Here is a 13,234-nt window from a genome sequence, read left to right on the forward strand (position 1 = left end):
GTATGAAATATGATGCATCAATAATAATCAGTACTTATAACCAACCAGATTGGTTGTACAAGGTTTTATTGGGGTATGCGCAACAGACACATCAAAACTTCGAGATTATTGTAGCCGATGATGGTTCAAAAATGGATACTTATCAAATCATTCAAAACTTCAAAAAGCAAACCTCCTATGCCATAAAGCATATTTGGCAAGAAGACGAAGGGTTTCAAAAGAACCGAATTTTAAATAAGGCCATAAGGGCGTCCAAGTCGCCTTATCTAATCTTTACTGATGGTGATTGCATCCCAAGGAAGGATTTTGTAGAAAAACATTTGACTTTAAGAAAGCCCAAAGCGTTCTTGTCTGGGGGCTATTTTAAATTACCTAAAATGATTTCCGAAAAGATTTCAAAAGAGGATATATGTAATCAATATTGTTTTGATAAGTTTTGGTTGATCAAGCAAGGATTAAAGAAAAATTTTAAATTGAACAAATTGACATCTAGGGGATTAAAGGAAAATCTACTTAATCAATGGACTCCTACCAAAGCCACATGGGATGGGATGAATGCATCAGGCTGGAAAAAGGACATTCTAGCGGTAAATGGATTTGATGAGCGCATGAAATATGGTGGGGAAGATAGAGAACTGGGTGAACGCTTAATGAATCTAGGTATTAAACCTATTCAGGCCAGATACAGTTTGATTTGTGTTCATTTGCATCATGAAAGAGGGTATAAAAATACTGTAGATTTCGACCGGAACAAACAAATAAGAAAGGAAACCAAATCAAAGAAAAAGACCTGGACAGATTATGGTATCAATCAGTCCTGAAGCTTTTTAGAAAACACACCGATTTTCCAATATTTATCTGAAACTTCACTCTCTACAGTTTTAAAATCAACAGCGTGAAGGTCTTTTCGTTGAAAAAAGTCCCAACATTCAGGGCGCTCTCTAAACATGGAAACTATTATAATACCGTTGGGATTCAGATAAGATTTCATCAATTCTAGAACTGGTTTTTTCTTGGAATCCATGATGTAATAAAAAATTTCATTGAAAATGATGATGTCAAACTTTTGTTTTGGTTCAAACAATTGAACATCGTTGGTTTCAAATTGAGCTTTAAAATGTTGCTTTTTAATAGCTTTTTCAATCGAAATCGCTGAAAAATCTACGCCATAAAAAAGATTGTAATCTTCAGGAAGTAAATAATCCAATAAAATAGCCTCTCCACAACCTAGAGCCAAAATATCAGGGTTTGAAATACCATAGGTTCTAATGTGCTCTGAAATGGTGAGGTATCTCACACTTTCAGACTCATCCTTGAGTAAATCCCAACGGCCTGATTTATACTGCTTATCCCAGCGGAGTTTTCTTCTCCAAGAATGAAATCTATCTATTGTGTTCATAAATTCATCTCTAAAAATGATTTCAATTTGGGGATAATCATATCGGGGGTTAATTTTTTATAAAGCTCGTGGGGATCTTTTTCTATTTTTCGTCTTTCTTCAACAGTAAAAGAATCATACAGGTTGGGTTTCTCTTCTAAAAGATGAATCGATTGATGTATTTTGCCATCCTCAAAAGTGGCCCAATGATCTTTATTGACATAAGGAGAAAAAATGGTGAAAGTTGGTCTATTCAATGCCTTGGCAATATGAACCACACCTCCTTCGTTTCCTACTAGTAATTGGCATTGGTTTAACAGCTTAATTAATCCCCTTACGCTGTCTTCATAAATGTCTATAATAATCTTGTCTTTATTTTCACACTGGTTATAAATTATTAAGGCTTCATCCTTTTGGTGTGGGGCATAATTAAATATGATATTCAGGTTGTAGGTGTTAGTTATAAAGTTAATAATTTCTACAATAAAATCATAAGGCATGGTTTTTTGGGGGGTACTACCCAAAACTCCAAGCATAATGCAAGGTTTGTATAAATCTATTTTATTGTAATTTTTTTCCTTTTCTGTTAAAACAATTTTGGGTTCGTAGTCAATTTGGTCTTCCATAAGGTCAAAGACCGATTTAACCATATTTACACGATCTTCAATGGCTTTTCCACAACTTTTAGATTTCTTTTTTAGTAAGGGAATGTTATGAGTGTAAAAGTTTAAAGGTGGTTTTTTTTCTCGTTTTTTAAAACCAATTCTTGTAGGGGTTTTTGATAATAGGCAAATAACTCGGCTTTGCAATTTGGCATAAGGATCAAAAATAATATCATACTTATCCTTCCTTATTTTTAAGGCTAACTGTATAAGATTGTCGGCTTTTTTAAGTTCTTTTTCATTGATTTCAATGATGTTGTCAATGGCCGGATTATGTCTTATGACATCTGCTGTATAATCATATACCAGATAATCAACCTGAGATTTTGGAAAAACCTTTTTGATGTTTTGAGCGATAACAGATGCGATTAAAACATCTCCAATTCGCTTGTTTTGTATGACCAGTATTTTCTTCATTGATGTGTAAACATACATGCAAATTATTGCTTTTTCTCCTTTTATTAAAAAATCAATTCATATATCTTTGATCGCGTATGAGTGATTCTAAAAGACATGTGGTTGTTCATCCTGATTATAAGGAATTTGAATCTGAAATTTTGGATTGTATTGAATCATTCAAAAAGGAAGGGGATCTGGTTTTAGATGGAGGAAGAAATATTATTAAATCCTTTTCATTAGGTAGTGAGATTATTAACATCAAATCGTTTAAAAAACCACAATTTTTTCAAGCATTTGTTTATAAGTATCTTAGAGAATCGAAGGCCAAAAGGTCATTTGAATATGCGAGAAAACTTATAAATCTGGGAATTTCTACGCCGTTTCCAATTGCTTATGTAGAAGATTTTTCATCAATAGGTTTGGATTCCAGTTTCTATGTAAGCAAACATATAGACTATGATTTTGACTTTAGGGATTTGATTCATCAACCTCGGTTTCCTGATCGCCAAAATATCTTGGAACAATTTACCGAGTTTACTTTTCAATTACATGAGAATGGTATTAATTTTTTAGATCATTCTCCTGGAAATACTTTGATTTTGAATCAAGGCCAAGGAACATATCAATTCTTCTTAATCGATTTGAATCGTATGGTATTTGAACCGATGGGTTTTGAAAAACGGATGCACAATTTTAGGCGGTTGTGGCTTTCCAAGACCATGGTTGATATCATGTCAAAAAAATATGCCAAGCTATGTAATAGACCTGAGAGTGAAGTTTATGATGCTATGTTTAAGCATAGTAGGGCCTTCCAAAAGAAAATAAATAGTAAAAAACTTAGAAGAAGCGGAAGGAAAATGAATTTTAAAAAATAAAACCCAAAAGCGTTACACCTTTGGGTTTTCAAATTCGGTTAAATTTATTTTAAACCGCAACGTCATATTCACGAAGCGCGTTGTTTAAAGAAGTCTTTTTATCAGTGCTTTCTTTTCTTTTACCAATGATTAAAGCACATGGAACATTAAAGGTTCCTGCAGCAAATTCTTTAGAATAACTTCCTGGAATAACCACCGATCTAGCAGGGACAATACCTTTCATTTCCACAGGTTCATCGCCTGTAACATCTATTATTTTTGTTGAAGCAGTCAAAACCACGTTGGCGCCCAATACAGCCTCTTTTTCTACTTTTACGCCTTCCACAACGATACATCTACTACCTATAAAAGCATTGTCCTCAATAATAACAGGAGCTGCTTGCAATGGCTCTAAAACGCCACCAATACCAACGCCTCCAGAAAGGTGTACATTTTTGCCGATTTGTGCACAACTACCAACGGTAGCCCAGGTATCAACCATAGTTCCTTCATCTACAAAAGCGCCAATGTTAACATAACTAGGCATCATAATAACTCCTTTAGAAATGTAAGCACCATGACGTGCCACAGCATGAGGAACAACCCTAATTCCTTTTTCTGCATATCCGGTTTTTAATGGAATTTTATCATGGTATTCAAAAATTCCAACTTCAAAGGTTTCCATTTTTTGAATAGGGAAATATAAAACTACGGCTTTTTTAATCCATTCATTTACTTGCCAGCCATCCTCGGTAGGATTAGCAACTCTTAAAACACCTGCATCTAAAAGTGAAATTACTTCTCTTATAGCGTTAATGGTGATTTCTTCTGTTAGCAAGGAACGATCATCCCAAGCTTTTTCTATAATGTTTTTTAAATCGGTCATCTCAAAAAATTTATTTGTGCAAAGATACAGTTTAGATCAAATATCAATAGTGCAAACAGTATAATTTGGAAAAATAGCTTCATAATGGATACTTATTATAAATTTGCAGAATGGGAAGATTATTGGCCATAGATTATGGAAAGGTACGCACAGGAATTGCAATAACTGATGAACTTCAAATCATTGCCTCTGGTTTGACTACCGTTGAAACCAAAGAGTTGTTGCCTTTTCTTAAAGATTATTGTGAGAAGGAGCAAGTGGAAAAGTTCATTGTTGGGGAACCTAAACAGATGAACAATCAAGAGTCTGAAAGTGAAGTCTTAATTAAACCTTTTTTGGAGAAACTTCAAAACCAATTTCCTAAAATACCCATAGAGAGAGTAGACGAGAGGTTTACTTCAAAAATGGCTTTTCAAACCATGATTGATAGTGGATTGTCCAAAAAAAAGCGGAGAGACAAATCGTTAATTGATGAAATTAGCGCGACCCTAATTCTTCAAAGTTACCTGTATAATCAATAGAGATGTTTAAAGCTTTCTTAAATCCCATAATTATTATGTGATTAAGCTTTAAGAATTGTATTTTTGTGCCCAATTATAAATGAATTAAAATGGTATTACCAATTGTTGCATACGGAGATCCGGTTTTAAAAAAGGTAGGGGAGGAAATAAGTAAAGATTATCCCAAGCTTAATGAACTGATTGATAATATGTATGAGACCATGGATCAAGCGTTCGGAGTTGGTTTGGCAGCACCTCAAATTGGTTTGGCCATCAGATTGTTTGTTGTGGATGCTTCTCCATTTGCAGAAGACGAATCTCTTTCAGATGATGAGCAAGCTTATTTAAAAACATTTAAAAAAACCTTCATCAATGCGAAAATTTTAATGGAAGAAGGTGATGAATGGGCGTTTAATGAGGGCTGTTTGAGCATTCCAGATGTGAGAGAAGATGTGTTTAGAAAACCGCGAATTACGATGGAATATCAAGATGAAAATTTTGAATCCCACACCGAAGTTTTTGATGGATTGGCGGCTAGAATTATCCAACATGAATACGACCATATTGACGGCATTCTTTTTACTGATAAACTTTCCAGTTTGAAGAAACGTTTAATAAAAGGGAAACTATCCAATATTTCCAAAGGAAATATCAAAGTGGACTACAGAATGAAGTTTCCTAATATGAAAAAAAGAAGATAACACCCTTATTGAAGATTAATTAATTAGACTTTACAAATTTATGAGTTTAGAAAAAGTATTATCTATTGCTGGTAAACCAGGATTATACAAATTATTAACACAAACCCGCACGGGTTTTATTGCTGAATCTTTAATTGACAAGAAAAAAATATCAGTGAGTATTCATCAAAATGTTAGCCTATTAAGTGAAATTGCAGTTTATACGCTAACAGAAGAGGTGCCACTTAGGGAGGTTTTCAAAAAGATTAAGGAAAAGGAAGATGGAGGGGCAACGTCTGTTTCTCATAAGGATTCTAAAGACCAATTGGAGGAATACTTTTTTGAAGTATTACCGGATTATGATGAAGATAGAGTGTATGTGAGTGATATCAAAAAAGTAATCCAATGGTATAACTTATTACAAAAACACGATATGATGGACTTTGAAGCTAGTGAAAAAGTTAAGGCTTCAGACGAGGAAGAATAGTCCTATCATATGTTTAAAAAATATTTATAAAATCTGGTTCTTTCAACCAGATTTTTTTCATTTATAACCTATCTTGAAAATAAAAATATGAATACAAGAGCAGACCAATTAAAGGCATTTAATAGATTGTTGGATATCATGGATGATTTGAGGGAAAAATGCCCTTGGGATAAAAAACAAACCATGGAATCTCTAAGGCACTTGACTATTGAGGAAACCTATGAGTTGGGAGATGCTATTTTAGACAATGATTTGCAAGAGGTTAAGAAGGAGCTAGGTGATGTGTTGTTACATATTGTTTTTTATGCCAAAATAGGAAGTGAAACCAATGATTTTGATATCGCCGATGTCTGTCACAGTATTTGTGATAAATTGGTAGATAGGCATCCCCATATTTATGGAGATGTACAGGTTAAAGATGAAGAGGATGTGAAGCGCAATTGGGAAAATCTTAAATTAAAGGAAGGTAAGAAGAGTGTTTTGGAGGGAGTTCCTAAAAGCCTTCCTGCTTTAGTTAAGGCAAATCGCATACAAGACAAGGTTTCTGGGGTTGGATTTGATTGGGAAGAACCACATCAAGTCTGGGAAAAATTAAAGGAAGAGATTGAAGAATTGCAGCATGAGATAGTTGAGGATAATAAAGATGCCATAGAAAGTGAGTTTGGTGACGTGTTGTTTTCTATGGTGAATTATGCAAGATTTTTAAAAGTCAACCCTGAAAATGCTCTTGAACGAACGAATAAAAAATTCTCTAAAAGATTTCAATATTTAGAAGGTAAGGCTAAGGAATTGAACAAAGAATTAAAGGACATGACCCTCGCAGAAATGGACGTTTTTTGGGAGGAAGCAAAAAAAATATAATTTTTTTTAATCTTCGAAATCCAAAACAGTTTTATCCCCGTATATAATACCAAATGACACGTTCATATTCATAAGTAGATTAATAGCAGAATCATTTCTTACCTTAATTGTGTCATTTAACGTAAGTAGGTTATTTTTTAGTTGGGAAAAAAATAACTGTTTAGTTAGTTTAGTTAGAAGCTAAAACCCTATTTGGAAACTCCAGATAGGGTTTAGTTGTTTTTAGAGGTGTGGTAAAATTAAGAGTTGATTAATACAACTCTTTAATTTTAACCAATTTTGTTTTCCAAATCTCAAGAGAATCTTTGTGTTTCTGAATATTATCAAGGACTTCTTTTACCATTGGATTTGTTTCGTCAACATTAGAGAAAAACTGAAGGTTGTTTTCCAATTGATTGATTTCACTCTTGACTTCCTGAATTTTCTTTCTAATAAAGGCTCGTTCGTTATCCAGTCTTCGGCTATCATCTTCATTGTTTAGGACTTCCAATTTATTATCGAACTTAATTAATTCGGCCTCACTTCGGTCCATTTTTAATTCCTTAAAGATATGGTCGAGGGCATTGTTAAGTTTTCCTTCAATGTATCTTTTGTTAGAAGGGACATTTCCAGCTTCTTGCCACTTACTTATATATTCTTTGATAACCTCAATGGTTTCTTCTTTATTTCCTGTTAATTCAAGCCCTTTAATTTCTTTTAATAGATCATTCTTTTTGTTGTAAGCCTCCATACCTTCTTTATTGGCTTCATCTTTGGCTTCATGGAGTCTGTCAAAATAGTGATTACAGGCTTTTTTAAATTGCTTCCAGATTTTGTCACTGCTTTTTCTTGGTACATGACCAATTTTTTTCCAATCATTTTGGATTTTCTTCATGATTGGAGTAGTGGCTTCAAAATCTTCATTTTCTTGATTGTCTTCAGCAATTTGAATTAATTCAAGCTTTTTCTGTAGGTTATCATATTGCTCCTTTTTAAGATTCTTATAAAAGGCATTTTTATTTCTATTAAAGGTCCTTACGGCTTGTTTGAATTTGGCCCAAGTAGCTTCATTCACTTTAATAGGGACTTTTCCCGCACTAAAAAATTCTTCTCTTAGAGCTTCAATTTCCTTAATTTTCTTTTGCCACTCATTATGAGATTTGGCTCCTCCAGAAGTTACAGCCTCTATTTTTTCTATGATTTCCTGCTTTTTTTCTAGATTCTTCTCGTAATCTTTTTCCAATTCTGAGAAAAAGGCTTGCCTTTTTTGATGGATGGCTTTAGTTGCCGCTTTGAATCGATTCCAAACTTCTTCACGATGTTCTTTACCAACCGGTCCTAACTCTTCCTTCCACATTTTATGTAAAACCTGTAATTCTCTGAACGAATGATTGACATCATTTTCTTTGGCCAATTCCTCGGCGCGTTCTATGATTTTTAATTTCTGTTCGTAATTGTGTTTGAAATCAAGATCCCTTAGGTCTCTATTTAAATGTAAAAAGTCATAAAAGCGTTCAACGTGATGGTGGTAATTGTTCCAAGTATTGTTATATCTATCCCGAGGTATGGGACCAGCGTGTTTCCATCTTTCTTGTAATTCCTTGAAGTGTTTATAGGTTGAATTGATATTTTCTTCAACATTTAATAAGCCTTTAATCTCTTCAATAATTTCTTCCCTTTCAACCAAATTATCCTTTAAGCTTCGTTCAATACTTTTATAATGGGTATTTAGTTTATTACGATATTCCCTATAAGTATCCTTAAATCTTTTTTGAAGTGGACTTGAGTAATAAAAATCAATCTCATTGCCTCCATCATTTACAAACTCTTCTTTTTTCTCATCCAGAAAAGTATCAAACTTAGATTTGAACTCATTTTTTATGTCTTCTACATGAGATTTTATGGCTTGAACCTTTTCATTTTGTACCAGTTTGCTCAATTCATCGACGAGATCATCCATAGACATTTTGTCATAATCCTTTTTGACTATAACGTGTCTATCTTGGTTGCCCTCATCCTCTGCGTCCTCTGCATTGGAATCATCGATTTCTGAAATACCATCATCCTCCTCTTCGGTGGCGTGCTCATTATTTTCTGAAGCACTTACTTCATCCTTTTTGGTTTCTTCAACGATGGGTTGTTTGCTTTCTTCTATTCCATCTGCTTCTGGCAGGTTATCTTTCTCTGACATTTCTGAAAATGTTTAGGTTCATAAAAAATGTGTAGCGTTAAAGATAATAACAAGTTGAATATTTACAAAGACTTCAAGTCTATTTAGAGGTATTAAGATTTCCTATTCCAGATTTTCCAGGCCTTTTCGGCTTGTAACTCTAACATTTGAAGTCCGTTGATGGTTATTGCTTTTTTTTCTCTTCCGAATCGTAAAAATGTTGTTTCATCCGGATTGTAGATAAGATCGTACAAAATATGATTAGAAGTTATACCTAAGTATGGAATGTTTGGATGGTCTTCAATTTTTGGGAAGGTTCCTAGTGGGGTACAATTTATAATTATTTGATGAGAGGAGATGATATCCGAAGTCAACCCTTTATATGTGAAGTCCACTTTTTTGCTTGCGGTTCTCGAAACAAATCGGTACTCTAAATCCAACTTTTTTAATGCATAGGCAATGGCTTTACTAGCACCTCCAGTGCCTAAAATAAGGGCTCTTTTGTGTTTTGGTTTTAAAAGGGGGGTTAGAGAGTTTTTGAAACCATAATAATCCGTATTGTGCCCAATAAGCTTGCCGTCTTCATTAATTTTGATCGTATTGACAGCTCCAATTTTTTTAGCTTTTTTATCCAAACCATCCAAAAATGGAATGATGGATTCTTTATAAGGAATGGTGACGTTTAGTCCCTTTAGATCCCGATTATTTTTTATTATTTCTGGAAATTTTTCAATTTCGGATAGATCGAAATTTTCATAAACGGCATCTATGTTTTGTCTTTCAAACTTGGTGTTAAAGTAATTTCTAGAAAAGGAATAAGAAATATTTTTTCCTAAAAGACCGTATTTATCCATATGACTTTCTGGTTTTGTCTCCGTAGACACCCAATCCCCAAACTATGGCAATGCCTATTACGATGAATGCAAAAGCGATGTATGTTTCTCCAGTCAATTCCGGAAGAAAACGTCTGTAATTTTTAATGACCTTGGCTCCTCCAGAATCATGAATGAATTCACCAGAAGCATTTATTTTATAAACCGTTTCTTTCCAAGGCCAAACGACTCCTAGCGAACCGATGATAAACCCTATAATGGATGCTGTTGTTATGCTTTTGTAATGCTTTAAAATATAATTCAAGATGTGTGAAAAAGTAACCAATCCAGCCAAGGATCCGATGGTGAAGACGGCCAGTATTTTTAACATTCGCATTCTTTCTTCATTATCAAGGAAACTGAAATCCCATTGGATGACATTCTTTATGGTATCATAAAGCGCGTTAACGGAATCAACCAAAAGCAGTACATAATTTCCTAATAAAATTAGAATAAAGGACCCAGAGAATCCCGGTAAAGTCATGCCTGTAACACTAATCATACCGCAGAAAAAAACAAATAGAAGATGATCATTTTCGGTCGCTGGGGGAAGAAAACTAATACTCAATCCTACAATTACCCCAATGAGAACTGCGGCTCGTGTCTTCTTATTCCAGTCATTAAAGTCTTTATTAATATAATGTATAGAACCCACGATCATACCAAAAAAGGCACTCCAAACATATAACTCATAATTTCTGATAAGAAAATCCAAAAGTTTGGAAACACTAAAATAGCTGACAACCATTCCAAAAATCAGAAGGCTAAGAAATCGTCCATTGGTATATAAATAGAAGCTCTTAAAGCGTCTATTGATTAATAACTTAAGGGCCTTTCCGTTTATCCTTTGTAAGGAAAAAATAAACTCCTCATAAAAACCAGCAACAAAAGCGACCACCCCTCCAGAAACTCCAGGAACCTTATTGGCAGCTCCCATTGCTAGTCCTTTAAGAACCAGAAAGAATTTGTCTTGGAATGTCCTTATTTTGTGTTGCATTTATTCTTGTTTGTTACCTATTCTTTCCAATAGGAAAATAGTTAAAAAACCTAAAATGGTTAAAGCAATAGCCCATCCCAATTGGCTTTCGACCAATTGATTATTTATAGTACTATAATGAAATGGCGAAACGCTCTGTTCAGTTACCGTTTTCAGGGTTTCAAAATTTTGCATGTCTTTTTGATAAACGGCTAATGTTCCAAAATCGGATATGGATTGAAAAGGAACTACTTCTCCAGTCTCATTTTTTAATACGGTTAAAGTCTCTTTCCATGGCCAAATTTTATTCAGAGACCCAATAATGAATCCTGTTAATAAAGCCAAAGTCGTATTATAGTAATTTTTGAAGAGCCATTTTAATATCCTGCTGAATGTAAGCAATCCTACAACTGCCCCGGCTATAAACAACAAAATCCTTTTGAAATCAAAATTATGAAGAGCATCGCTTAAAGTTTTATACGCACCTAAAATGACTAATATAAAGGAGCCTGAAATACCAGGTAAAATCATGGCACAAATAGCTAAAGCACCAGTTAAACTCAAAAACAAAGGATGGTCATTTCCTCCCAAAGAAGGCAATGTTGTTACGTAAAAGGCGATTAAAGAGCCAATAATGATTGAAATAAAGGTGAGCGGGTTCCACTTTTTTATTTGCTTTCCAACAAAATAGATGCTGGCCAATATCAAACCAAAGAAAAAAGACCAGATAAGAACTGGGTGATATTCAATAAGGTATTTAGCCAGTTGCATGAAGGTTACAAAACTGGTGACAATTCCTAATAGAAGTGCTATAAGAAATCCGCCGTTTAGTTGATTCCAAAAGGCTTTAAGCCCATGTTTTCTAAAGGTTGTGAATAAACTGAAATTAACATTGCCAATAGTATTGATGAGTTCCTCATAAATACCAGCAATAAAAGCAATGGTTCCCCCAGAAACACCTGGTACGGCGTCAGCGGCTCCCATAGCAACGCCCTTTAGGGATATGATAAAATAGTCCTTGAGATGTCTTTGCATTCTTTGGAATTAAAAAAACGAATTCCAAAGGTATACAATTTTGGATACACCAATTTGTTTAACTTGCCTTTTTCAGTAAGTTTTTAACTTGGGTTGTTTCATAAATATTAGGGAACAATTCTTCCAAAATAAACGCGTATTCCGAATTTGATTTCATGGCGTTTTTCAGATGGTATCTTCCTTTATCATTTTCATGGATAAAGTAGTAAAGTCCGCCTAATCTAAATTCTATTTCCGGATTTTCAGGGTAGAATTCAATGGCTTGTAAAAAGTTGTAAATGGCAGCTTCAGGTTCTCCTAGTTTCAATAAAATATCGCCTCGAGTCAACCAAGTGTTGAGCTCATAGTTTCCCAATTCCAAGGCTTTCTTATAACCATTTTCAGCTTCTTCAAGAAAATTTAAACGATGGTTCAGTTGGGCATATTGCTTCCAGTACAAAACATTTTCTGAATCAATATTGATAGCCTTATTGATATAATACAGGGCTTTCTTGTAATTATGTTTTTTAGTATAAAACTTTGTAATGGCAAGCCAACCTTTATCTAAAAGGGGATCTTCATGGACTGTACGTGTGAAATATTGAATGGCTAAGTCATCTTGATTTAGCTTTTCATAGCAATGTCCAATTCTTAATAGGGCAAAAGAGGTGGGTTCTTCTAATTTTAATGTTAAAGAGTAATATTCCAAAGCTTCTTCATAGCGGCCTAGTTTTTCTAAAACTTTTCCTTTTTCTAGGTAGGCTCCTACAAAAGTATCATCAGAAAAAATGGCAAATTCGTAGGCGGCCAATGCTTTTTTATACTCCTTTAATGAAAAGTATTGTTTTCCTAATTGATGCCAAGCTACCTCACAATAGGGATTTTGGTCCAAAAAGGTATTTAGATATTCAATAGCTTCTTCATGTTGCTCTAGGAAATCAAAACAATAAATCATGTTGTAAAGTGCTGAAAAATCGTTTTGATCGCACTCCATGCACTTCATGAAATAAAATTTGGCTTCTTCAAAATTGTCCAAGAAAAGATATTCCATACCGATAAGAGAATAAATATCTTCCACGTCATCCGTCAATTCTAAAGAATACTTTAGAACTTCAATAGCTTTTTCGTGCTCATCCTTTTTGGATAAAATATTGGCTTTTTGAATGTAAACCTCCTCATTAGTAGGTTCAAGGTCGTGTAACTCATCCAGTAGGACTTCTGCTTCTTCAAACTTGTTTTCAAACACATAAAGTTCAACTTTATAAAGTTTCAAGTTTGATGAGGTTGGATGCTGTTGCAACCCAAGTTTAAGCGCTTTTTTAGCTAAAGCAATTTTTCCTAAAGAAAGATAGTGATGGATGATGTCTTCAAATTCCTCTGAATCAAAAAATAAAACATTGTTAGTCTTAAGCATTGACTCGAACTTTGTCAAGGGTACATTGTTCTCGTTGGGACTAAACTCCATAGGCACATTTATAAGATTTATGCTATTAAATGTAGCATTCAAATTAGGTCA

At 34.1% G+C, this 13,234-nt stretch carries 14 protein-coding genes; 6 read left to right on the forward strand and 8 right to left on the reverse strand.

Annotated elements, in window-relative coordinates; all coding sequences use genetic code 11:
- Nucleotides 1-2 precede the first annotated feature (2 nt).
- Nucleotides 3-821 (forward strand): glycosyltransferase family 2 protein, encoded by an 819-nt coding sequence (locus GZ212_RS11070; RefSeq protein WP_166960150.1) that lies wholly within the window; start codon nucleotides 3-5, stop codon nucleotides 819-821.
- Here GZ212_RS11070 and GZ212_RS11075 read toward each other — a convergent pair.
- Together GZ212_RS11075 and GZ212_RS11080 are read right to left on the reverse strand one after the other, a co-directional pair.
- On the reverse strand, nucleotides 812-1,399 hold the full coding sequence (locus GZ212_RS11075; RefSeq protein WP_166960152.1) for a class I SAM-dependent methyltransferase: 588 nt from the start codon (nucleotides 1,397-1,399) through the stop codon (nucleotides 812-814). The genes GZ212_RS11070 and GZ212_RS11075 overlap by 10 nt on opposite strands.
- Nucleotides 1,396-2,457 (reverse strand): glycosyltransferase family 9 protein, encoded by a 1,062-nt coding sequence (locus tag GZ212_RS11080; protein WP_166960154.1) that lies wholly within the window; start codon nucleotides 2,455-2,457, stop codon nucleotides 1,396-1,398. Before GZ212_RS11080 ends, GZ212_RS11075 begins: the two co-directional genes overlap by 4 nt.
- Before the next feature lie 77 nt (nucleotides 2,458-2,534).
- Between GZ212_RS11080 and GZ212_RS11085 the strand changes: the two genes are divergently transcribed.
- Complete coding sequence (locus GZ212_RS11085) at nucleotides 2,535-3,314, forward strand: lipopolysaccharide kinase InaA family protein (RefSeq protein ID WP_166960156.1); 780 nt, start codon at nucleotides 2,535-2,537, stop codon at nucleotides 3,312-3,314.
- A gap of 49 nt (nucleotides 3,315-3,363) precedes the next feature.
- On the opposite strand, the gene GZ212_RS11090 is transcribed toward GZ212_RS11085, so the two are convergent.
- Nucleotides 3,364-4,179: a 2,3,4,5-tetrahydropyridine-2,6-dicarboxylate N-succinyltransferase gene (locus tag GZ212_RS11090; protein WP_166960158.1), complete on the reverse strand. Its 816-nt coding sequence runs from the start codon at nucleotides 4,177-4,179 to the stop codon at nucleotides 3,364-3,366.
- A gap of 110 nt (nucleotides 4,180-4,289) precedes the next feature.
- On the opposite strand from GZ212_RS11090, the gene ruvX reads away from it, so the two are divergent.
- The 4 genes from ruvX (at nucleotide 4,290) to mazG (ending at nucleotide 6,707) form a co-directional block, all read left to right on the forward strand.
- Nucleotides 4,290-4,700: a Holliday junction resolvase RuvX gene (gene ruvX / locus GZ212_RS11095; RefSeq protein WP_053971616.1), complete on the forward strand. Its 411-nt coding sequence runs from the start codon at nucleotides 4,290-4,292 to the stop codon at nucleotides 4,698-4,700.
- Nucleotides 4,701-4,789: 89 nt separating this feature from the next.
- Entirely contained in the window at nucleotides 4,790-5,380 is a 591-nt protein-coding gene (gene def / locus GZ212_RS11100; RefSeq protein WP_166960160.1) for a peptide deformylase, read from the forward strand.
- A gap of 40 nt (nucleotides 5,381-5,420) precedes the next feature.
- Nucleotides 5,421-5,846 carry a DUF5606 domain-containing protein gene (locus GZ212_RS11105; protein ID WP_053971618.1) on the forward strand — a complete coding sequence of 142 codons (426 nt, stop codon included), beginning with the start codon at nucleotides 5,421-5,423 and terminating at the stop codon, nucleotides 5,844-5,846.
- Nucleotides 5,847-5,933: 87 nt separating this feature from the next.
- A complete protein-coding gene (mazG, locus tag GZ212_RS11110) occupies nucleotides 5,934-6,707 on the forward strand; it encodes a nucleoside triphosphate pyrophosphohydrolase (RefSeq protein WP_166960163.1) in 774 nt (257 codons plus the stop codon).
- Between the two features lie 250 nt (nucleotides 6,708-6,957).
- Here the strand turns inward: mazG and GZ212_RS11115 are convergent, their stop codons facing one another.
- The 5 genes from GZ212_RS11115 to GZ212_RS11135 form a co-directional block, all read right to left on the reverse strand.
- Nucleotides 6,958-8,877, reverse strand: a complete 1,920-nt coding sequence (locus tag GZ212_RS11115; RefSeq protein WP_166960166.1) for a DUF349 domain-containing protein — start codon at nucleotides 8,875-8,877, stop codon at nucleotides 6,958-6,960.
- A 92-nt stretch (nucleotides 8,878-8,969) separates the two neighbouring features.
- Nucleotides 8,970-9,710: a shikimate dehydrogenase gene (locus GZ212_RS11120; RefSeq protein WP_166960169.1), complete on the reverse strand. Its 741-nt coding sequence runs from the start codon at nucleotides 9,708-9,710 to the stop codon at nucleotides 8,970-8,972.
- Nucleotides 9,703-10,725 carry a DUF368 domain-containing protein gene (locus tag GZ212_RS11125; protein ID WP_166960172.1) on the reverse strand — a complete coding sequence of 341 codons (1,023 nt, stop codon included), beginning with the start codon at nucleotides 10,723-10,725 and terminating at the stop codon, nucleotides 9,703-9,705. Before GZ212_RS11125 ends, GZ212_RS11120 begins: the two co-directional genes overlap by 8 nt.
- Nucleotides 10,726-11,739, reverse strand: coding sequence for a DUF368 domain-containing protein (locus tag GZ212_RS11130; RefSeq protein WP_166960175.1), 1,014 nt, complete (start codon nucleotides 11,737-11,739; stop codon nucleotides 10,726-10,728). It lies immediately after the preceding gene.
- A gap of 58 nt (nucleotides 11,740-11,797) precedes the next feature.
- Entirely contained in the window at nucleotides 11,798-13,183 is a 1,386-nt protein-coding gene (locus tag GZ212_RS11135; RefSeq protein WP_053971624.1) for a tetratricopeptide repeat protein, read from the reverse strand.
- Nucleotides 13,184-13,234 lie beyond the last annotated feature (51 nt).

It is taken from the genome of Mangrovimonas sp. CR14 (assembly GCF_011764015.1).
Lineage (GTDB): Bacteria > Bacteroidota > Bacteroidia > Flavobacteriales > Flavobacteriaceae > Mangrovimonas > Mangrovimonas futianensis.

Excerpts from the sequence above, each read along its gene's own strand:
- GZ212_RS11070 (WP_166960150.1), top strand. The coding sequence starts at position 3 with ATGAAATATGATGCATCAATAATAATCAGTACTTATAACCAACCAGAT.
- GZ212_RS11075 (WP_166960152.1), bottom strand. The coding sequence starts at position 1,399 with ATGAACACAATAGATAGATTTCATTCTTGGAGAAGAAAACTCCGCTGG.
- GZ212_RS11080 (WP_166960154.1), bottom strand. The coding sequence starts at position 2,457 with ATGAAGAAAATACTGGTCATACAAAACAAGCGAATTGGAGATGTTTTA.
- GZ212_RS11085 (WP_166960156.1), top strand. The coding sequence starts at position 2,535 with ATGAGTGATTCTAAAAGACATGTGGTTGTTCATCCTGATTATAAGGAA.
- GZ212_RS11090 (WP_166960158.1), bottom strand. The coding sequence starts at position 4,179 with ATGACCGATTTAAAAAACATTATAGAAAAAGCTTGGGATGATCGTTCC.
- ruvX (WP_053971616.1), top strand. The coding sequence starts at position 4,290 with ATGGGAAGATTATTGGCCATAGATTATGGAAAGGTACGCACAGGAATT.
- def (WP_166960160.1), top strand. The coding sequence starts at position 4,790 with ATGGTATTACCAATTGTTGCATACGGAGATCCGGTTTTAAAAAAGGTA.
- GZ212_RS11105 (WP_053971618.1), top strand. The coding sequence starts at position 5,421 with ATGAGTTTAGAAAAAGTATTATCTATTGCTGGTAAACCAGGATTATAC.
- mazG (WP_166960163.1), top strand. The coding sequence starts at position 5,934 with ATGAATACAAGAGCAGACCAATTAAAGGCATTTAATAGATTGTTGGAT.
- GZ212_RS11115 (WP_166960166.1), bottom strand. The coding sequence starts at position 8,877 with ATGTCAGAGAAAGATAACCTGCCAGAAGCAGATGGAATAGAAGAAAGC.
- GZ212_RS11120 (WP_166960169.1), bottom strand. The coding sequence starts at position 9,710 with ATGGATAAATACGGTCTTTTAGGAAAAAATATTTCTTATTCCTTTTCT.
- GZ212_RS11125 (WP_166960172.1), bottom strand. The coding sequence starts at position 10,725 with ATGCAACACAAAATAAGGACATTCCAAGACAAATTCTTTCTGGTTCTT.
- GZ212_RS11130 (WP_166960175.1), bottom strand. The coding sequence starts at position 11,739 with ATGCAAAGACATCTCAAGGACTATTTTATCATATCCCTAAAGGGCGTT.
- GZ212_RS11135 (WP_053971624.1), bottom strand. The coding sequence starts at position 13,183 with ATGGAGTTTAGTCCCAACGAGAACAATGTACCCTTGACAAAGTTCGAG.